This window comes from Clostridium sp. (assembly GCF_026168755.1).
Taxonomy (GTDB): domain Bacteria; phylum Bacillota; class Clostridia; order Clostridiales; family Clostridiaceae; genus Clostridium.
This window is the reverse complement of sequence record NZ_JAPFDR010000008.1, coordinates 42,857-64,517: the sequence shown is the minus strand read 5'-3', so window position 1 is coordinate 64,517 and position 21,661 is coordinate 42,857. Positions and strand designations below refer to the sequence as shown.

Below are 21,661 nucleotides of genomic sequence, written 5' to 3'. Positions count from 1 at the left end.
TCACCTTCTTAAAAATCTTGAAAAAACACCTTGTTTTAAATTCATTAAATTATTATATTTTGAATCATACTTCATAACATCTAACCTAAAATCATTTAATGCAGTAGCCTTTATTACATTATTAATATTAAATAAACCTGATGGATTAAATATAACTATATCAATACCTATAGTATGAAGATATCCTAAAAGGATTTGCATAGATTCAGGCATGGTATTTTCATCTTCAAGATAAATTACTATTTTAGGAATAGCTGCTGTAAAGTCAAAATTATCTATTAACCTAACAATACTTTCATTTAATCCTAAAACTAATACTAATAATCTTAATATTTCTTCTTTATTAAATGTTCTATTAAATAATTCAGTACTACTTATTGTTTCATTAAACTTTTTTAATAAAAAATTTTGCACATCTTCACTATATTTTGAAAATCTATATATAGGTAACTTTTTAACTTCATCTATATCAAAAGAACCATCACTTAGTTGACAAAACATAAGCTGATACATATCATCTGTAAATTGCACATCTTCAGAAAAATATCTTCCATTGAAAACTAATGTATTTGGTGATGATGTACAATATTTAACTAGTTTTTGATACTCAAATTCATCATTATATATTCCATCTATCTTTTTAAAGAAACATGGAACTTGAACAGTACTTCCTTCAACTTTAAATCCACTTCTCAATTTACATGGCTCATTCCAATAAATATAAATATCTTCTAATATTGTGTCTAATAAAACACTTTTGGTATATCCTTTTCTAAACTGCCAAGGCTTAAACATTCCAGTATTTGAAAAAAGTTGTTCTTCTATATCTCTTTGAATTTGCTTAGTAACAGTTTCAAAATTATCAATTATTTTTCCACTATTAGCTCTTTCCTTAAAAGACTCAACACTTAAAATTTCCATACTTTTTATACATTCACTTAAACCTGCATCTTCAATTTCATTCCATAACTCTTCTTTTAATGGATTAATATAAATAACATCAAATCCCATTTTATAGAGCATAATTAGAAAATATATTTCATGTCTTTGAATATTACCATAATAAACACACTTTGGATTAATACTATCATCATATTTTATATCTTTAGCATAGGTATAAGTCCAAACAATTAATTTAGTTATAAAATTATTTCTCACATTATCATTAAAAAAATTTTCCTTACTACAAGCAATTGGTATAACATATTCTAACGCACTTAAAAACTTAAAATTCACTTCAAAATCATCAAATATAGTTATATCTTGTGCAGTCATTTTATAAACATCCATTGAAGAAAGTTCATTAAAAATATACTGAATTAACTCCATTTCACCGCTTAATGGAATAGAATTATCAAATATAATACATTTATCTTTTTCTTCTACAAACTTACTTTCAATTGTCTTAATGCAATCATTATATTTAGAACTATCATCTACACCTATAAATCTATAAAAATATGGCTTAAACTTATTATATGTATCTTCTCTTTCGTAGATAGCCCTAAACATATAATTTGTTATATTTTTTAAACCTACAGCCATTTTACAAATAAACCCCTTACTTTTTTAAAATAGACCTTACATCTAAATTTTAACCTATTTAATACTTTCCTTTCAACATTTTCCTTGCTTTAGCACATTAATTTTACCTTTTATCCAATAATTTCTTCTATATAATCTAAAATCTCTTCTGTAGCATGTATTTTGCTTTTTTCTGTTATTATAGCTTTTTCATATTTGAAAGAACTATGCTTAGGTAAAATTGTTATTCCTCTACTAGTGAATTCTCTATCAACCTCTGTATCACCAGATGTAATTAATTTCTTTATATTAAATCTTTCAATAATATAATCCACTGCATATACCTTATTTATTCTATTATGAATAATAAATATTTTAGCTTCTATTTTTAAAACATTAATACTTTTATCAAAGCTATTACTTATTATATTGTAAAATTTATCTGCTTCATTTGAATCTACGCACTTTACAGTAATATAAAAATCTTCAATATTTCTTACTTCTATAATCCCTATAAGTTCCTTATATTCTTCTTTTAAATTTTCAAGATATTTAATATTTTTATCTAATTCATTTTTATCACATAGAGATTTCATTTGCTTGTCCCAAACTTCATCAAGTTTTCCATTAATATAAATTTGAGCTCCATTTGTACATATTATAATTTTCGGATTATAACTTCTTATAAAATCAACTCTTAATGTTTGATTGATATTTCTCATAGTACATGGTATAAAAATAAACTCTTCTCTTTTTAATAACTCCTGTAACTTCTCATAAGCATAATCAGTCATATATGTTATTTCCTTATAACCAAGCTTTTCAACGCATCTATAACCGCTATGTTTAGAATGTATTATTGTTCTATCTAAATCAGTAATAAAAAATATCTTCTCCATTTATCTTTCATTAATTATTGAAATACAATTATAGTCACTATCTTTATATTCAATAACTTTTACTCCTTTTTCCTCTGCTAACTTAAGTATATGCTCTACATTTTTATCATTTTTATTTTTAACTAATACGATTCTAGGATCTCTTCTTAATAAAACTCTAGCTGACTCTCCTACACTTAACTTAATATTATTTATATTATTAACATCATATAATTCTCTTATCTTATTAACAACCTTAATTGAATACTCTTTATCTTCAATTTCTAAAGTCAAATCCTCATAACCAATACTTATATTCTTAAATTCATTACTTATTTCATCAATAAAATATTGTGAATAATCTTCATTACTTAAATAATATAGAGTCTTGGCTCCATGAAAATCATCCTTACCAATGTACCTTTCATTATGAATTGTTCTACTTATCAATCCACTTACTGTTGAATTTAAACAACATGTAGCTATTCCAAAGTCCTCTCTTGTACCACATACTTTACATAACTTTGCCGGATCTGAAATAACAGCTAATGAACTATCTATATTAGCTTTATTTTCATTATTAAAAATATCTACAGATTTATTTAATTCTTTTGTTATAGAGCCTTTCCCAGTCCATCCATCAACAAACTGTATATTTGCCTCCTTATGTTCACTTAAAATATATTTTAATGCATTAGAATCTATTCCCTTACCTCTTATAATAGATATACTATAGTGTGGTATATCTACTTTATATTTAAACTTCAAATATCTTTTAATTAGTATTCCATAAGGGGTTCCTGCTCTAGCTAAAGAAACAATTACTAGCTCATTACCTTTTTTCCTATATATTATTTCCGCTATCTTTGCAACATAATATGCAATTACCTTCTTATCCCTATTTAAAATATTAAGAAATATATTTTTAATATCTTCACTTGGTATACTTTCTTTTGAAATAATCTCCGAATAATTTACTCCACTTCTTATCAACTCTTCTTTTTCTTCTATTGTAATTTCCTTTATTTTATCAGTTAAATCCTTAAGTAAAAATATACAATCTTCTTTATAACTATGTTTGACTAAATTTATATTCTCCACAATCTCTAAACCCTTACTATAATAATATTGTTTGTTAATTTAATATTTAAATCATCTTCTGTTATCAAAATTACCTTATCATACTTTTTTTCAATTTCACTTTTATTATAAAAATAATACTTTACTCCTTTATGATAAAATACATGTTTTTCTTTTATAGGGTAACCATCAACATCTTCACAATAAATTGGACTTCTTGTAGTACTCTTAAAATAAACATCTCCCTTTATATAAGATGCTATTCTACAAGGAATATATATATTTTCTCCATGTCCTAATACTAGTATTTTTTCATTACATCCAATTAAACCTTGAAGTCTATTAGCTATATATTTACACTTACTTTCTAATGCTTCTATTTCACTAAATTCAACTCCAAACCTTCCTGTATGTAACAAATAACTTTCAACTTCTTTTTCATAGCTTGTCTTTAAGTCAACTCTATCTAAAACATTATAATTTAAAACATCAGCAGTATCATTTATTACTTCATCATTAGTATCTATATAGGTAGTTATATCCCTTACTTTTATATCTCCTGATATTAAGGATAAAACTTCTACATTAATATTTTCTTCATTAACTAAATAATCATATGCCTTTCTATGCTCTTCATTTCTCCAATCTAAAATGCTTAATATAATGAATTTTTTTGCATTAGTAACCTTTTTTAATTCTTTTATTATATTTATCATGGATTTACCAGTTGTTATCTCATCATCTACTAAAATTATTTTTTCTGAATTAACAAGCTTGTCCTTATCTAATGGAAAACATTTATGTGTTGTTGCATGGGAATGCTCTTCCTCAAATTTAAAAATAGATTTTAACTCTGTTATACATTCCCTAGTAGTAGTGATATAATAACAATTTTTAATATATGATGCTACAGCCATTCCTAACCCTGTTGCTGTTTCAGCAAATCCTATTACACATATTTTTTCATTATTTTTATAGCTTTTTTCTTCTTTATCAAAAATTAATCTAGCTAACTTCAAGCCTATTTCTTTACATACCTTCGGCTTAGCTTCAATATGTTTTCCTAATACCTTACTTATAAATAAAAAATTTCTTTTATTATTGTTAATTCTTTTTCCCATTATTATTAAGTCATTTAAATTTAAATTATATTTATTTTCTCTTATATTAATATCTACACTCATAGTCCAATCCTCTTTAATATCCTTTTTATAATACTTCTATAGATTTACTACTAAAATTATCTTCCTTATATAAATCCTCATTTGATACTCCTTCTTTTAACACCCCAAAGATTTCAGCTCTACTCATAACTTTCTTAGCCCAATTAAAGTGTGGTTTTACCTCATTCATCTTATTTCCACCGTAACCCTTAAATACTCCTCCATCTTTATGAGAATCAATTATAACCTTAGCATCTATATATTCCTCATAAGTAACTGTATATAATGAATTTACATATTTAATTTGACTTGGATGAATTATTGTTTTACCACAAAACCCATTTTCTTTATCACTTTTTATTTCATTTATCAATCCACAAACTTCTCTAGATTTTATATCTTCAGAAAAATATTCCCAAACTGGTGCTGAAATAACATAGTCCTGTCCATCTCTTAAAAACATATTTATAATATCAATTAAACAATCACAGACTACTCTTATATTGTAAATACTTGAATCAATACTTCTCCTCAATCCAAATTTAGAAGAAAAATCAGTACCCCCAACTCTAATATTTAAAATAATATCTGAATAATCATCTATTACTTCTTTTATATTAATTAATTCTTGGATCCTAGTTTCTTTATAAATAATCCCCTCACTTTCTAAAATAGGCATAGCATATAGAACTTCATTATACTTTTCTGAAAGCTCCTTTGTGTATTCAAGATAAGCTATTGAATTTTCAGTTGCAAACTTCGGAAAAATAAATCCAGTAATATATTTAAAATGATCAGCTTTTAATTTTGAAGTGAATCTAAGAAATTGATTATAATTTCTCACTCTAAAAAAAATAAGGGGAATATTATTTATAACATCTATATTCTCAATATAATTTGCTAAATCATCCAGCATTTTAACTACATTGTTCTCAGCATCCTCAACCTCACTATTCCTAGTTGCATCCTCAAAACAAATAGAAATTGTACCTAACTCATTAAAATCTCCATTAATTATCTTTTCATAAAAATTTTTTTCTCCATTCATATATAAATTAGCGCCTACTGCATATTTTAATATATCCTTATTAGAATTCTTATTAAACTCTATTGGTTCTTTATAGAATAGATCTTTTTTATATTCATTTAAATATCTCAATTGTTAATACTCCTTTATAATACCTATTAATTACTTTTGTGATAGTTAATTCCTATATAATTATAACAAAATAATTATATAAATATTAAACTACATAAAAATTAACTATCTCAAAATTAAAAAATATAATTTTGAGATAGTTATAATCCTATATTTTCACTAAAATTTCATTTATATCTTGGCTAACTCTAAGTCTTTCTGAGTATACCCAATCCACATCAAACTTTAAGTTAAATATCTTAGAGAAAGAATAATACATATTAATTTTTTGATAATAAATTTCTAAATCATCAAGGTTTCCTGTAAAACATGTAGGCTTTGTTATTTCATCTAACTTAGCAACAAAAATTTCATCTACATACTCTAAAAATTTGTTCATAAGCTCATCACTTGCAACATCAAAAGGAACTTTTAATAGATCCCATTGATATTCTTCTTTAAGCTTATATCTCTTTATTTTCTCCAATATTAATAGATATTCACTTATATCCATCTTTGTATAGTAGTCTATCTTTGATTCTCTAGTTTTCCATAGCACTAATTTTTCATTCAGCGGTAAACTTTTTATAGTTAAAATTGCTTCTGATGGACCTATTACTGCCTGCTTTATAATCTCATCCTTTACTTCTAACTTTCTACTAATAAAATTGTGAGTATCTGAAACTCCAGCAACATACCCTGTATCGTATATTCCTTTTCTACCTGCTCTTCCCGCAATCTGTTTAACTTCTTGAGATGTTAATTCTCGTACCTCTTCCCCATCAAACTTTCTTATAGCCATAAATATTATTCTTCTTATAGGCAGATTAACACCCATTCCAATAGCATCTGTTGTTACCAAAACTTTATTTTCTTTATTTATAAATTGTTCATATTGCATCTTTCTAACTTCTGGTGGTAAATCGCCGTAAATAATACTAGTTTTTATATTTTTATTTGAATAATCTTGTGCTATTTCTAATACTCTCTTTTTCGAAAATACTACAATAGCATCTCCTTCTTGAACATCATTATAACTAAAATTTTTAGTTTCAACTATTAAAGGTATATTTCTATGATATTCCTTAATTTCATAATCATCTTCACAATCCTCTAATACTTTAATTAATAATTCCTTAGCATTCATTGCACCACAAATATGAATTTCATTACATCTAAGCCCTAAAACTGCTCTACTCCATGCTATTCCTCTTTGCGTGTCATTAATCATTTGAATTTCATCAATTACAGCAATATCATAGCTTTGTTTTAAATTAACCTTTTCTATAGTACAAGAAACATGTGTTGAATTTTCTTTTATTATTTCTTCCTCCCCTGTCATCAAATCACAAACTATGCCTTCATTATTTAATTTATCATAGTTCTCTAAGGCAAGAATTCTAAGTGGAGATAAATATACGCCTTTTTTAGCTGTTTTAAGTCTTTCTACTGCATTATAAGTTTTTCCTGTGTTTGTATCTCCAAGATGAATGTATATTTTTCTTTTCATTCTTCTTGTTACCATATATTCATCTTTTGGATTGTCTGGGAATGCCTCTTCAAAAGCTTCCCCAATAAGCTTTGGTACATGTTGTTTAGTAAGAACTGTCATAACACCTGAATTTAAAAATGTATTATAATTTCCTCTAACTACTTCATAAAAATCAAAATCAGTATTATTTTTTTTATTATAATCTTCAAGTATTCTCTTAGAAGCATCTTCTAGTATTTCTTCATATCTATCACATACATCTTGATACTCCTTAAACCCTTCCTTTTCCATTTCTTTAAGTAATCTAATCTTCTTTCTAATAGAAGTTTCTTGTTCTATTAATGCTCCTACCTTAGAATGATGTACTATTTCTTCTATTTGATTTATTTGACTTTTTAATTTTTTAAATTCTCTTAATGCTGCATTCTTTTTCATTTACTTCCTCCGATATACTATTAATTCTTTTTATTACATAATTATTTTTCTATTTTAAATTCTATAACATCTATATCTATAGCCTTTGCTATTCCTTGAGCTATTAATCATTTTCTTCTAACGAATACAATATTAATAAATTTCTTACTTAATAATTACTTCCTTGTTTACATTCCTTAATATAAAACTATTATAAATCACTTTACATTATTACCCAAGTACAATTCTTATATTAATTTAAACACATCAACTTCATTAAATTGAAACACAATTGACAAATTTATATACTATACTTTAATCATAAAGTATTAAATAAATTTTCCCCCATTAAAAACGTTCCTAGAAAATACCTTCCCCCGGTATATATTCTAGGAACGTTTTTATTTTTACTTATAAAAAATATAAGAGCTAGCTAGAAAGGTATTATTTAATAACTTTCTAGCTGCTCCTTATTTAGCTTATATCCTATTTAACATTATTATTTATTCTTTTTTTATTAAATAAAAAGAATGTTCCTATAACTATTAATACTATAGAAGCTAATGCTACTACTATAGAATTAGTTCCTCCTGTTTGTGGTAAATTATTCGTATTAGAATTATTTTTACAAGATTCTTGTCCACCTGAATTATTTCCTGATTGATTTGTATTAGTTGATGGATCTTTAGTCTTTTCTTTTAAGTTCTTAATAGCTTCTTCTAAATTAGCTAAAGCTTTATCAACCTCCTCTTGAGTAGTTTTACTATTATCTAGTACCGCCTTTGCTTCGTTTAAAGAAGTATTAAATATATTCCAAGAAGCATCTGTATAATTATCCTGCTTTTTATTTTTGTTTGCATCATACAACTCTTGTAACTTATCTTTATTTACTTCTTCTGTTTGTGGCTCCTCTTGTTTTTCTTCTAATTCATCAATTGCTTTTACTAAACTATCTAAAGCATTATTAACTTGTTCTTGTGTTGCATTTTCATTTTTAAGGATTGCATCAGCTATTTTCAATGCATTTTGGAACGTATTCCAACTACTGCTTGTATAACCTTCATCCTTCTTATCTTTATTTGCGTTATATAAGCTTTCAAGTTCTGATTTATCAACCTTTGGATATGCTTTCTCAAGGTTGTCTTTTGCATCATTAAGTGCTTTAATAAGCTCATTAATCTTAGATTCACTTATATCAGAATTATCTTTAACTGCTGCTTCTAAATATTCTTTAGCTTTTTCAAATGTGTTCCAACTTTCTTCTGTATATTCATCCGCTTTAAGATTTTCTTTTTGTATACTAGTTAAAAGCTTTTCTGCTTCTGTCACATCTGCACGTTTTTCAAGTGCATTTAATGAATCTTCTAATGACTTTGTTGCTTCATTAACTTGATCTTGTGTAACAGTATTACTATTCATAAATTCTATAGCACGATTATATGCAGCTTTCATAACATCATAAGATGTATTTGTATAAGCGTTTTCATCTACTTTTTCAGCTTTCTCAATAGCCTTCTTAAGTTCATCCTTATTTACTTCTGTTACAACAGGAGCTTCTACAAGGGCATTTTTTGCACTTTCAAGAGCTGTTTTTGCAGCATCTACATCTGCTTGTGAACTATTGCTATTATCTTTAACAATAGCAACTGCTTCATCAAGTTTAGCCTTATATGAATCCCATGACTCTTTAGTATAATCTGATTCTTTTAATGCTTCATAAGATTCTATTAAATCTGCTAATTCTTCTGTGTTACCACGATCAACAAGTTTATCGCTTGATTTAGCCACATTTAACTCTTCAATTATTGTTTTGATACTTTCTGTAGTTCCATTAATTAATAAAGCTTCTGCTTCTTCTACTTTAGAAATTAATTCTTTAGCACTACTAGTTGTCTTTATAGCTACAACATCTTTTGCTTCTTTAATAGCTGTTTTAAGTTCACTTGTATTAACTAAAATTTCTTCTGCATTTTCTAGTTTAGCAAGCATATTATCAATATCTTCTTCTGTCTTAACATTTGATAATAAGTCATATCCTTCTTTCATTAATTTATTGAACTCTATTACACTATTTTTTGTAGCATTAGTAGTATCTACCTCATTTAGTTCAGTAAGTCTATCAATTAAAGTAGTTATATCAATAGATACTTCTGGATCCCTATTTTGTTTTCCCATAACTTCTAGCTCTATTATATGATTTGTATCACCTGCACTGCTTCCATGCATATAAACACGTACATATCTTGCTTTTGTTACTTCCTTCAATTTAATTGCTTTTCCAGCTTCAGTTTCTGCATAAGTAGAATCTGTTCCTACACCTAATCCATGTACATTTTCAGCATCTGAATTATAAACTATTACAGGATTATCAAAAGCTTCTGTTTCAGATAATGCTATAACAGTTCCATTGTATCTTCTTCCACCATTCCAGTAACGGTATAGGTTAATAGATTCAACATCACTAACTTTACCAAGATCAACTTGAATATAAGAAGAATCTTTACTATCATCTTTTCCAAAATCCGCATAGTCATTTAATGTCTTATTACCATTAACTGCATTTGATAATGGTTTATCTCCATTTACATTTACATTTTCATTAGTTTTTGTCCATTTACCAATAACCTCTTTATTTAATGCAAGATTAGTAGATACTTCTTTCTCTCCGAAAACCTTAATATCACCAACAGTCATAAACTTATTAACATTTTCAGCTTGCCAGTGATAAGACTCTGTTCCACTAATACGAATATTAGTAGCTTCAACTGGATCAAAGGTTATTTCAGTAGTTCCTCCATTTCCCTTTTCAGTAAATGATTCATCTTTAAATGTTTCTCCTGATTTAACCTCACTCCATGTTTTACCACCATCATTGCTTATTTCTAAAACATAATCGCGTAAGTTACCAGTACACTTCCAAATATTCTCTGATGCATTGTAAAAACGTTTTGTATAATCTACCCTATCAATGATATATGAACCATTAAGATCAATTTCTAGGTATGGATTACCCTTAGTAATACCATCACTTACTTCAGCGCTTGTCCAGAAAGTTGTAGGATCATTATCAAAAATCTTATCCTTATTTCCTTCACTAGTATTTGGTACACTTACTGTCATTCCGGTAGTATCTAGAGGTTTACGTTCATTACTTGGGTTAGAAAGTTCTCTTACTACATCATAACCGTAAGCAGTATCATATACAGTAACTCCAACTTTTCCTATAAAGTCTTTACTTCCAATTGTGGTTGCTCCAGCATTCACTTTAAAGTATCTATTTTCTTTATTATATGCAGATCCAACAAGCTCTCCATCAACATATAATTTTAGAATACCGTTATTTTCTTTTACACCAGTTATCACATGTTCAACATTATCATTAATAGCCTCTTCAGATATTGCTGTTGCACCATTTAATGTGAAGCATGCTTTTCCATCTTTATTGATTCCTAAATCATAACCATTTTCTTGTGAAACAGTACTTCCCTTTGATTCTGTCTTTACTGTTGCAGAAACAGTAAATCCATTGTTTGAATTAAGAGATTTTTCTGCATCTGATATTTTCTTACCTTCACTTACATCTATAGTATCACTTTCAATTACTTTATTATCTTTATGATAAGTTGTAGTAATTGTTTTATCTTCTAATTTATTTCCTGCTAAATCTTTAATATCTTTAGCCTTAATAGTTACAGTATTACCATCTTCAAGCGATTCTGTTAACTTAATAGTATATGTTATTCCATCTGCACTCTTATTAATAGAAGCTATTTTTGATCCTTCTACTTCAAATAATTTACCATTTACTTTTTCATTAAACTTTACAGTAATTGTCTTATCCCCATCTGTATAAGCTCTTGTATATTTAGGTGCTGTTGTGTCTCCATCCTTAGATACACGAAGAATTCTTACTTCATCGGGTTGTAATGTGATTTTGTATGTTTTTCCATACTCAAGTGTTCCTGTTGTATCTGTTCCTTCTGTAAGATTATATGAATGTTCTAAATGATACTTTAATTTACCTGCATTTTCTGCTACCCCCATAGTACGATCAAAAGTAAACGTAATTTCCTTAGGTGTTGTAGCAGGATTTCTTAATGAAATTATACCATCTGTTCCATCAAATCCTGAGAATCCATATGCATAGTTTTCTCCTTTTCCATTTCCACTAAGAGTAGTACCAGTGTTAGGATTTCCTCCAAACATCTTTGAATTTTTAAGCATACGATAGCTTTCTTCTGCCCATTGAAGGAATTCTCCTGTAACTTCATATTTACCTTCTGTCATAATACTATCAGAGTAATAGAGTTCCCAGAATGCAGTTCCACGAGTAGATAGCATATATAAATAATTCTTAAATTGCTCATCTGTTGCAGTAGTAAGATCCATTCCTGTTCCTTCTTTACCATATACAGGATCATGATTGTAAATATTAGATAATGGGAATTGGAATTCATGGTTCTTTATAAAATCATAATAAGCTGCATCACGATAAGTTATTTGACGATCCATCTTACTACTACTGCTTCCTGCATCTGCTTGGTCAGCAGTACATTGCAGCCATACGCTATTTGCCCATTGTAAATACCAAGGACTTGGATTTACATAGCATGTTAAAGAAATCCATAATTTATTTATATCTTGTCCATTTTCACGAACTAATTCAAACATATCAATCCATGCTTCCCACATATCTGTTACATGATACATATGTTGATATCCACCAGTCATATGACGATTAGCATATCCTGGAACCCCATCTGCAGCTGGAAAAGCATTATATTGTGCACGGTCTACAAAACCATCTCACTTCCAATAATTAACACCATATTCATTTTGCCAATCTACTGCCATTTCTCCAAAGTTTTTTACATACTCACGATCAGCAACATCAATTGAACCTCCAGCTTTACTTCCTTTTCCACTCTTTGTAAGAATATCAGCTAATGACCCATAGAAATTATATCCACCACGTGGCCCAATCCATATACCAAAATCACTTCCAAATTTATTAACAAGCTCACTTGAAGTAGTAAGTCCATTAGGGAACTTTGTGTTAAACTCCCAGAAACCTGTTTCATTTAATGACGTACCAGAACGTACTTCATCAAGAACATGAGTATCATTATAGTTGTTCCATCCATCATCTACTACATAAGATTCAATAGGACGAACCTCTACCTTGTTAAGCTCTCTATCTACCTCTATAAATGATTCAAGAATATTTTTATCATCAATTCTCATCATATTATCAAACCATGAATTGTACTGAATACGGAACTCAGATGGAGTAGCAATAGATGATATATACTCAAAGAAATCAGCTTGAATAACTTCATTTTCTGTGCTTCTTGCTGCACCAGCAACTGTTTGCCATGTAACATATTTTGCACTGCCATCCTCTGTTTTAGCAAGTTGATTATCTAATCCTAATCTTTCAAAAGACTTTCCTGAGTAATATCTTATATATCCAGTTTCATCTACAATTTCTGTATCTGTTAAAGGGAACTCAGAACCAAAGAACATTCCTTGAATATAAATTGGTTGTCCAAGATTTGCTTTAAACTGATCCATTTCAACAATACCACCAGCATCTGTTTGTATTGTCCATGTAGCATCGTTTTCATTTACATTCATTGATTCTAAATCAATATAATCAATTACCGCATCTGCTTTTTGAGAATCTGGAACACTGATTTCTAAATATTTACGCATAAAGTGATCACCTTCATACATAACAATATTTTCAGAAATAGTATATTCAACCCCTTTGAATGTATAAGGTTCAAAATTAAATGTTACTTTTTTACCTGTTTTATCAACATTATTTATTGTTGCATTAGTATCTGTAATAACAGGATCTCCATCTAATTCTAAATTACTTGTAGCAAACTCTCTATCATTTGCTACGATTGGTGCTTTTTCTTCATGTAAATTAAATTCAGCACCTCCTGCAAAATTTTGTCCATTATTTGAAGATGTAGCTACAAATTTTAATTGATTTGCACTTACTTCTTTATCTAAGTTAACATAAATAGGATTTACTCCATCATACTTAAAGTTACCTTCTGCTACTTTTGTCCATTCACTAGAATCTACAGTAAGTTCACTATCACTTGTTGCCGCCCAAAGCTCATACCCCTTAATATTTCCATTAGTACCTTCACCCTCTTGTCGTGGTGTGTAAGAGAATGATTGAAATTTTTCAACTTTATTTAATCTAAAAAATACATTATAAGGATATTCCTTACTACCTTGTCCTCCATTGTAGTTTGTATGCCATATTGATGATACATTTCCATCAATAAGATTAGATGCAGGTCCATCACTAGCCCCTGATTCATTTTGATAACTATCTGCTGTTGCAGTCCATTTATCCCTAGAAATAGCTGGTAATTCTATAGGCTTTGAGTCTTTTTTTGTTACTCTAATTTTAAATTCCTCACTACCTTCTGCTGGAATAAATTCAGTATAGCCATTACTTGTTCTCTTATTTGTAATTTTCTCTGTTTTTAACTTATCTTCAATCGTTGAAAAAGTACGTCCTATATAGTCATTTTCAATTATTAATTTCCCATCTTTATAAGTCGCACGAACTTTTCCTCCTAAAATCTCTGCCTTTACTGTCTTATATGGAGTCGAAATTAATGTTAGAGCCATAACTCCCGCCAATGTTGTAGCCCCTACCCTTTTAAGTTTATTAAACATAACTTTCTCCCTTCACTTTAATATTAATTTTTAGTTTAAATAATTACTCCTCCTTTCATTATTTTAATAGTCATACATAAATTTTATAACTTGCAGAACTCAAATATATAAAAAGCTAATGTTAACGCTTTCACAAAAGATTATACACTACTTAACTTTCATAGTATTTGCACTTCCTAGTTAAAATTTTATATTTTTTCATTATTTTATATTTTCTAACTATTTAATTCTAAATATTGGTAAATAAAAAATAATCTCCATTTTCTTTAGTTAAGTGGATTTTGGTTTTTCATTTAACAGTAAATTAATATAATTCTCCAAAGAAAAAAATAAGGTCAGCTTACACCAACCTTATTTAAATATTTAGTTATTTCTTTTAATTAAAAGCTTGTCTTTTTATATTTTATGCTTTATTTTGACAACCACAAACTTGAATTTTTTCTTTTACAAACTTCTTAACTTCTTCAAGCCCAGCTTTATTATACTTTTTAGGATCTATTTCATTTGGGTTTGCTTTTAAATATTCATTAACTCCATGTGTAAATGCAATTCTAAGTTCTGTAGCATAATTTACTTTGCATATTCCTCTATTGATAGCTTCTTGCACCTTTGAATCTGGAATTCCTGATCCACCATGTAATACAAGTGGAACTGATACAACATCTCTTATTTCAGATAGCCTTTCCAAATCTAACTTAGGTTCTCCTTTATACATACCATGAGCTGTACCTATAGCTATAGCTAATGAGTCAACTCCTGTTCTTTCTACAAACTCTCTAGCTTCTTGTGGATCTGTATATGCATCTCCCTCACCACCATCTAAATCATCTTCTTTTCCTCCAACTTTTCCAAGTTCAGCTTCAACTGCAATTCCTGAAGGCTTACACATATCTACAACTGCTTTAGATAAAGCTATATTCTCTTCAAAACTTTCATGGGAACCATCTATCATAATTGAAGTATATCCAGCTCTTAATGCTTGAGCCGCTAAATCAAAGCTTGACCCATGATCCAAATGCATAACTACTGGTACACTTGCACTACTTGCCGCAACCTTTACATTTGCTAAAAAATAATCTAATCCTGCATATTTTACTGTAGATGGAGTAGTTTGCATTATTACAGGTGCATTCATTTCTTCTGCTGCACTTATAACTGCCATTACCATCTCCATATTTTCAACATTAAAAGCACCTATTGCATAATGTCCTTCTTGAGCCCTTTTTAATATATTTTTTGTTGTAATTAGTTCCATAATATCTCTCCCTTTCCCATTAAACTTATCTTGTATAAAAATTTTTATTTGTTTTTCATTTTACTAAAAGCTATCCCATTAATTATTGCTGAATAAATTCCATATATGGCTACTATGAAACTTAAAATCATAAAAATCATATTATAATTTTGTTGTATAGCATTTATAACTATAAGTATGCTTAAAAGCACATAAGCACATAATTTCATAATGGTTTTCTCTTTTGCCTGGCTATTAATAATAATTTCTAATTTTGAAAGCTTTCTTTCTCTTTTAAAATTTTTTATAGATTTTAATTTTTTTAGAAATATTACCCTAAAATATAACTCTGCTATAACTGTAGCTGAAACACCAACTAAAATTGTACTTTGAAGTGTTTTAAAATAATCTCCTAATAAAATTAAAGCTATTATGATAATAGAATATCTATAATAAATGACTCTAAATTTCTGCTCAACTTGTGGAGATATAATATATCCATTTTTATCAAATGGGTTATAATAAACTGTATCTCCATACATATCTAGATAAATATTTTTTCCTGCTAAAGCTACAGTATTTTTATTCATTTACAACATCGCCTTCCCTAAACAATAAGTTTGATGAACCGAATAATCATCGTTAAGCACTACTAAATCACTATCATATCCAACACCTATTCTACCTTTGCGGTTATCAATACCTAAACATCTTGCTGGATTAATAGTACATGCATTTATCGCATAATTAAAAGGTACCATAGCTTTTTCTACTAATATCCTAAGACCTTCATTCATTCTTAATGTTGAACCTGCTAATCCTTTTGTACTAACTAAATGAGCACTACCATCTTCATATATTTCAATTTCATTTCCACCAAAAATGAATCTTGAACCTGGCTCAAACCCTTTTGCCATTAATGCATCTGTAATCATAATTCCATAATCAGGTCCCTTTGCATTAAAGAAATTATATAATGCTGTTGGAGTAGAATGATTACCATCACAAATAATTTCTCCATACATTCCATTAACTCTTAAACTAAATCCAACTAATCCATTTTGTCTATGATTAAATGGAGTCATACCATTATAAACATGAGTTTGAGATCTAGCTCCATGAGCAAAGGCAAATACTGCTTCTTCATAAGTAGAAGCTGAATGTCCTATACTTACAACTATTCCATTATCATATAAATACTCTGTTAGTTCATAATCTTCATCTGTCTCAGTTGCTAAAGTCACATATTTTATTAATCCCTTTGCTGCTCTTTGATAAGTTTGAAATTCTTTAACTGTAGGTTTTGCTATGAACTGTTTTGGTTGAGCCCCCTTATATTCCATATCAAGATATGGTCCTTCAAAGTGTATACCTAGTATCTCTGCACCTTCATATCCCTCTTCAACAACTTTCGCTACATTAGCTACTGCATTGGTTAAAACTTCTCTACTTTGAGTTATAGTTGTTGCTAATAATGCTGTAACACCTTCAGTTGGTATTTTCTTCGTCCAATTTCTAAGCCCTTCTTCATTAGCATCATTTGTATCAAATCCATATGCACCATGGCAATGAATATCTATAAAACCTGGAACAATTCTCCTATTTCCATATTCATATGCCCCATCTTTTTCATTATACTTGTAGATATTTATTATTTTATTATCATCAATTTCAATTTGAGCTGAAATAAATTGATCTGCTATCCAAACATTTCTACTTTGTATTAACATAGTATACCTCCTCTTTTAATATTACCTTTATTATACATAAGATTATTGTTACAATATTTGCACTTTTTAACATAGATATTATATCTTTTAGTACTTACATTGTATTTGTTAGAGTCTTAATTATAATTAAAATTAGTAAAGCTTTTGATAGCTATAATTAAAATATGGAGGGTATAAATTTATGAAGATTTTTAATATCAATGAAAATCAAATGAAAGATACTAAATCAACATTTACTTTAAATGAAATTTTTCAACAACCTAAAACATGGATAAAAACATTAGAACAAATTAAAGCTAATAAAATTTCTATACAATCATTTATAAATAACGTAATAACTAAAGAGGATTATGATGTAATATTAACTGGTGCAGGTACTAGTGAATTTGTAGGTAATGCATTATATTCTCATTTAAATACACTACTTAATTATAAAGTTAAATCATATGGTACAACTGATATAGTTGCAACACCTGAAAATTATTTATCTAGAACTAAACCAACTCTACTTATAAGTTTTGGCCGTTCTGGTAATTCTCCTGAGTCAATAGGAGCAGTTGAAACTGCTAATGTTGTTTGTGATAATATTTATCATTTATTTGTAACTTGTAATAAAAATGGTGCTCTTTCAAAAATGGCTGAAGACTTAGATAATTGTTATGCAATAAATCTTACTAACGAAACTCATGATCAATCATTTGCCATGACATCAAGTTTTAGTAATATGTACTTAGCTGCATACCTTTGCTTTAATCTTGATAATTTGGATGAAAAATCAAAAGAAATAACTAATATTTGTTTATCTACTCAAAGATTCTTAAATGGAGGTTTTGAAACTATAAATAAAATAATTAATGAATATAACTTTGAAAGAATAGTTTATTTAGGAAGTAATACTTTAAAAGGAATATCACAAGAATCTGCATTAAAAATGCTTGAATTAACAGCAGGGAAAACCGTTGCACTATTTGATACTCCACTTGGATTTAGACATGGTCCAAAATCAATTATAGATGATTCTACATTAACGGTAGTATATGTAAGTAATGATGAATTCACTTATAAATATGAATTAGATTTAATAAAAGAAATAAGTTCTCAAAGAAAAGGAAATAAATTAGCTGTTGTATCAGATAAGCATTCTGATGAATTAGCATCCTTAGCTGATTACTACTATGCTTATAATGCTGCTGGAAATCCAAATAACATTGAATTAGGTCTAGCTTATATTACATTCGCTCAAACTTTATCAACATTAAAATCTTTATCAATGGGAATAACACCTGATAATCCTTGTCCATCCGGAGAAGTTAACCGTGTTGTTAAAGGTGTTACATTATACAACTATACTCGTAAATAAATAACGAAAATAGTTTTTCAACTTATGAAAGAGAGGATAATAATATGATAGGAATAATAATTAGTGGACATGGAAATTTTGGTACTGGATTACAAAGTTCTTTAAAATTAATTGCTGGTATAACTACAAATATAGAATATGTTGACTTTTTAGAAACAGATTCTACAGAAAGCTTAAAAGAAAAATATAAAGTTGCATTAAACAATTTAAATAATTGTAATGATATTTTAGCTCTTACAGATTTAGCTGGTGGTTCACCTTTCAAAACTTTAGTTGAATTAAATAATGAAGTTGAGCAATCCATTCAAGTAATAGGTGGAACAAACTTACCTATGGCACTTGAAATAACTATGACTAAAAATATTATTAATGATTTGTCATCCCTAGCTGATTCAGCCTTAGATGTTGGTAAAAATGGAGTTGTTAAATTTGAGCTTATATCACATGAAGAAATTGAATGTGAGGATGGTATTTAATTATGATAAATTGGGAAGTTATTATTTGGACATGCATTACAATAGGAGTTCTCCTTGGAATAGCTGCATTACTTTTAACATTTATATCAGCACGAAATATTAAAAAGAAAGCTTCCGAACTTAAAAATCTACATTCTGATTTGAAGCCTGGAATGAAGGTTATGTTCTGTAGTGCAATTTACGGGAAAGTAATTAAAGTTAAAGATGACATAGTAGAAGTTGAAATTGCTAAAAATGTAATAGTTTCAGTATCTAGATATGCAATTCAAAGTGTTGATTAATTAACTATACAAAAAATTTATAGATAAATTAGATAAAATCAATTAATGAATAACTTTAATTTTTTGTACATTAGAATAAAAGTGGACAAATTTAATTATCAAGAATAACTTTGCCCACTTTTATACATTTTATTAGGCAACCTTGTTTAAAACAGAGCAATTAATTAAATACAGTTTGTGCATACTCACTAGGACTTATTTCATAATGTTGAGTAAATGCCCTAGAAAAATAATGTATAGAGCTAAATCCTAACATAAATGCAATTTCACTGATAGTATATTTATTTTCTTTTATCAATAATTTACTCTTTGCCAATTTTAAATCATTTATATACTTCTTTGGAGTTATATTTAAATTATTTTTAAATAACATTTGCAATGAAGATCTAGATATAGCAAACTTACAACAAATATCTTCTATAGCAATTGGTTCACAAATAGTTTCATCTATATATGATAGTATATCCTCTAATAACTCATCTTGAAAATGTTGATGAGACTCTTTAGGCAATTTATCATTTTCACTTCCTGAATAATCATATTGAAATAATCTAATAATTATTTCATGAAAATTACTTAAAATTAAATTTTGAGCGTATGGTGCTGTGGAAGATAAATTTTTTGCAAAATTTTTTACTGTCTTATAAAGATCTTTTTTACAATGAAATACTCTATTACAAATAGCACTATCATCATCACATTCCATATCAAATAATACTGTTAAATATGAACAAGATGAATCACTATTTACAGTTTGAGTATGAAATTGATTTTTTCCATAAATAATTAGATCATATGAATCTAATGTATAATTAACATCATCTATTGTTGTATCTAATCTTCCATTATCTACAAATGTTAATTCATAGACATTATGCTTCTCTCCTTTAAATTTATAATTTGGACTTTTAATAGTATAATAATATGCCATTATTTCTGGGATATTTATAGTTGGTAATATTCTATTATATACATATGGTGGATTTAAAAATTCCAATTTAATATTATAGTTACTAGAAATTATTAAATTAAATGTAACCTCTTTAGTCATTGGAATTATATTAAAACACATATTAGGTTTTATCTCTAAATTTCTATGCACCCCAAACAACTTAAAATCTCTATCACTATGTTCACTTATCAATATATAAGCCATTCCTTCTTCAAGTTCAATATATACTGGCTCTGAAAATTTATATAAACTTGAAATTACCCTATCACTAGTAATTACTTTTTTCCTTATTAGTTCCTTGCTAGATATATCTTTCAGTTCATCATAAACACTCCCATATTTTCTAAATTCAATGCTAGATGTTTTGTCATACATAGCAAATCTCCTCTCTTAAATACCACTTTGTTAATATTTTATTAATATCAACATGTCCTCATATACCCTCTTATAAAATACATTTATATTTTATATTTTATATTTTAATATACCAAAATCATTTGTCAAATTTTTGAATTTACTAACATTTTTATACTATATTGCACTTTTATATTATATTTCAATTTTAATTGCATATATATTTAATGTATATTTAGATATTTTTAGCCTTATGTAAACGTTTGTTAAAAAACATAAAACAAATGTTAAAAATTCTAAAGATTCTATATTATACAAATTCTATAATATTATTGTAGAGTTGATTACAAAAACATAACAAAACAATTTATAAGGAGGTGAATATTATGCCAAACATTGTTTTAACAAGAATAGATAACAGATTAATTCATGGACAAGTTGCTACTCAATGGTGTGGATCTATTGGTGCAAACTTAATTCTAGTTGCAAATGATGTTGTTGCTGGTGATAAACTTAGACAAGGTCTAATGGATATGGCTGCTCCAACTTATGCTTCTACTCGTTATTGGACAATCGAAAAAACTATCAACACTATTCACAAAGCTAGCGAAAGACAACTTATATTCATAGTATGTGAAACTCCTACTGATGTTTTAAGACTTGTTGAAGGTGGTGTACCAATAAAAAAGGTAAACATAGGAAATATGCACATGGCTCAAGGTAAGAGACAAGTTGCTGGATCTGTTGCTGTAGATGACAAAGACGTTGAAGCATTCAGAAAACTAAAAGATTTAGGAGTAGATCTTGAAATTAGAAGAGTTCCTACTGAAGGTGCAGAAAATATTGATAAACTTTTTAAATAATTACGAAAGGAGAT

Annotated in this window: 16 protein-coding genes; 4 read left to right on the top strand and 12 right to left on the bottom strand. The window is 27.9% G+C overall.

The window, feature by feature from the left end; all coding sequences use genetic code 11:
- The 11 genes from Q0Y03_RS05070 to nagA all read right to left on the bottom strand — a co-directional run bounded on the left by Q0Y03_RS05070 (position 1) and on the right by nagA (position 17,361).
- On the bottom strand, positions 1-1,545 hold the full coding sequence (locus Q0Y03_RS05070) for a YceG family protein (protein ID WP_297712754.1): 1,545 nt from the start codon (positions 1,543-1,545) through the stop codon (positions 1-3).
- Positions 1,546-1,655: 110 nt separating this feature from the next.
- Positions 1,656-2,423 carry a haloacid dehalogenase gene (locus Q0Y03_RS05065; RefSeq protein WP_297712753.1) on the bottom strand — a complete coding sequence of 256 codons (768 nt, stop codon included), beginning with the start codon at positions 2,421-2,423 and terminating at the stop codon, positions 1,656-1,658.
- Positions 2,424-3,503: a cysteine protease StiP domain-containing protein gene (locus Q0Y03_RS05060; RefSeq protein ID WP_297712752.1), complete on the bottom strand. Its 1,080-nt coding sequence runs from the start codon at positions 3,501-3,503 to the stop codon at positions 2,424-2,426.
- A 5-nt stretch (positions 3,504-3,508) separates the two neighbouring features.
- Complete coding sequence (locus Q0Y03_RS05055; protein WP_297712751.1) at positions 3,509-4,666, bottom strand: phosphoribosyltransferase domain-containing protein; 1,158 nt, start codon at positions 4,664-4,666, stop codon at positions 3,509-3,511.
- Between the two features lie 25 nt (positions 4,667-4,691).
- Positions 4,692-5,804 carry an HpcH/HpaI aldolase/citrate lyase family protein gene (locus Q0Y03_RS05050; RefSeq protein ID WP_297712750.1) on the bottom strand — a complete coding sequence of 371 codons (1,113 nt, stop codon included), beginning with the start codon at positions 5,802-5,804 and terminating at the stop codon, positions 4,692-4,694.
- 148 nt (positions 5,805-5,952) lie between these two features.
- Positions 5,953-7,710 (bottom strand): helicase-related protein, encoded by a 1,758-nt coding sequence (locus Q0Y03_RS05045; RefSeq protein ID WP_297712749.1) that lies wholly within the window; start codon positions 7,708-7,710, stop codon positions 5,953-5,955.
- 465 nt (positions 7,711-8,175) lie between these two features.
- A complete protein-coding gene (locus tag Q0Y03_RS05040; protein WP_297712748.1) occupies positions 8,176-12,399 on the bottom strand; it encodes a discoidin domain-containing protein in 4,224 nt (1,407 codons plus the stop codon).
- A gap of 96 nt (positions 12,400-12,495) precedes the next feature.
- Positions 12,496-14,397 (bottom strand): discoidin domain-containing protein, encoded by a 1,902-nt coding sequence (locus Q0Y03_RS05035; protein WP_297712747.1) that lies wholly within the window; start codon positions 14,395-14,397, stop codon positions 12,496-12,498.
- 403 nt (positions 14,398-14,800) lie between these two features.
- Positions 14,801-15,652 carry a class II fructose-1,6-bisphosphate aldolase gene (gene fba / locus Q0Y03_RS05030; RefSeq protein ID WP_297712746.1) on the bottom strand — a complete coding sequence of 284 codons (852 nt, stop codon included), beginning with the start codon at positions 15,650-15,652 and terminating at the stop codon, positions 14,801-14,803.
- 44 nt (positions 15,653-15,696) lie between these two features.
- Positions 15,697-16,221 (bottom strand): hypothetical protein, encoded by a 525-nt coding sequence (locus tag Q0Y03_RS05025; protein ID WP_297712745.1) that lies wholly within the window; start codon positions 16,219-16,221, stop codon positions 15,697-15,699.
- Positions 16,222-17,361 carry an N-acetylglucosamine-6-phosphate deacetylase gene (gene nagA, locus Q0Y03_RS05020; RefSeq protein WP_297712744.1) on the bottom strand — a complete coding sequence of 380 codons (1,140 nt, stop codon included), beginning with the start codon at positions 17,359-17,361 and terminating at the stop codon, positions 16,222-16,224.
- 181 nt (positions 17,362-17,542) lie between these two features.
- On the opposite strand from nagA, the gene Q0Y03_RS05015 reads away from it, so the two are divergent.
- Genes Q0Y03_RS05015 through yajC form a run of 3 tightly spaced genes read left to right on the top strand, consistent with a single transcriptional unit; the run spans position 17,543 to position 19,478 of the window.
- Positions 17,543-18,721 (top strand): SIS domain-containing protein, encoded by a 1,179-nt coding sequence (locus Q0Y03_RS05015; RefSeq protein ID WP_297712743.1) that lies wholly within the window; start codon positions 17,543-17,545, stop codon positions 18,719-18,721.
- Between the two features lie 44 nt (positions 18,722-18,765).
- Positions 18,766-19,197, top strand: coding sequence for a PTS galactosamine/N-acetylgalactosamine transporter subunit IIA (gene agaF / locus Q0Y03_RS05010; RefSeq protein WP_297712742.1), 432 nt, complete (start codon positions 18,766-18,768; stop codon positions 19,195-19,197).
- Positions 19,198-19,199: 2 nt separating this feature from the next.
- On the top strand, positions 19,200-19,478 hold the full coding sequence (gene yajC / locus Q0Y03_RS05005) for a preprotein translocase subunit YajC (protein WP_297712741.1): 279 nt from the start codon (positions 19,200-19,202) through the stop codon (positions 19,476-19,478).
- 160 nt (positions 19,479-19,638) lie between these two features.
- On the opposite strand, the gene Q0Y03_RS05000 is transcribed toward yajC, so the two are convergent.
- On the bottom strand, positions 19,639-20,805 hold the full coding sequence (locus Q0Y03_RS05000) for an AraC family transcriptional regulator (RefSeq protein ID WP_297712740.1): 1,167 nt from the start codon (positions 20,803-20,805) through the stop codon (positions 19,639-19,641).
- Between the two features lie 365 nt (positions 20,806-21,170).
- On the opposite strand from Q0Y03_RS05000, the gene agaV reads away from it, so the two are divergent.
- Entirely contained in the window at positions 21,171-21,647 is a 477-nt protein-coding gene (agaV, locus tag Q0Y03_RS04995) for a PTS N-acetylgalactosamine transporter subunit IIB (RefSeq protein WP_297712739.1), read from the top strand.
- The last annotated feature ends 14 nt before the right edge of the window (positions 21,648-21,661 follow it).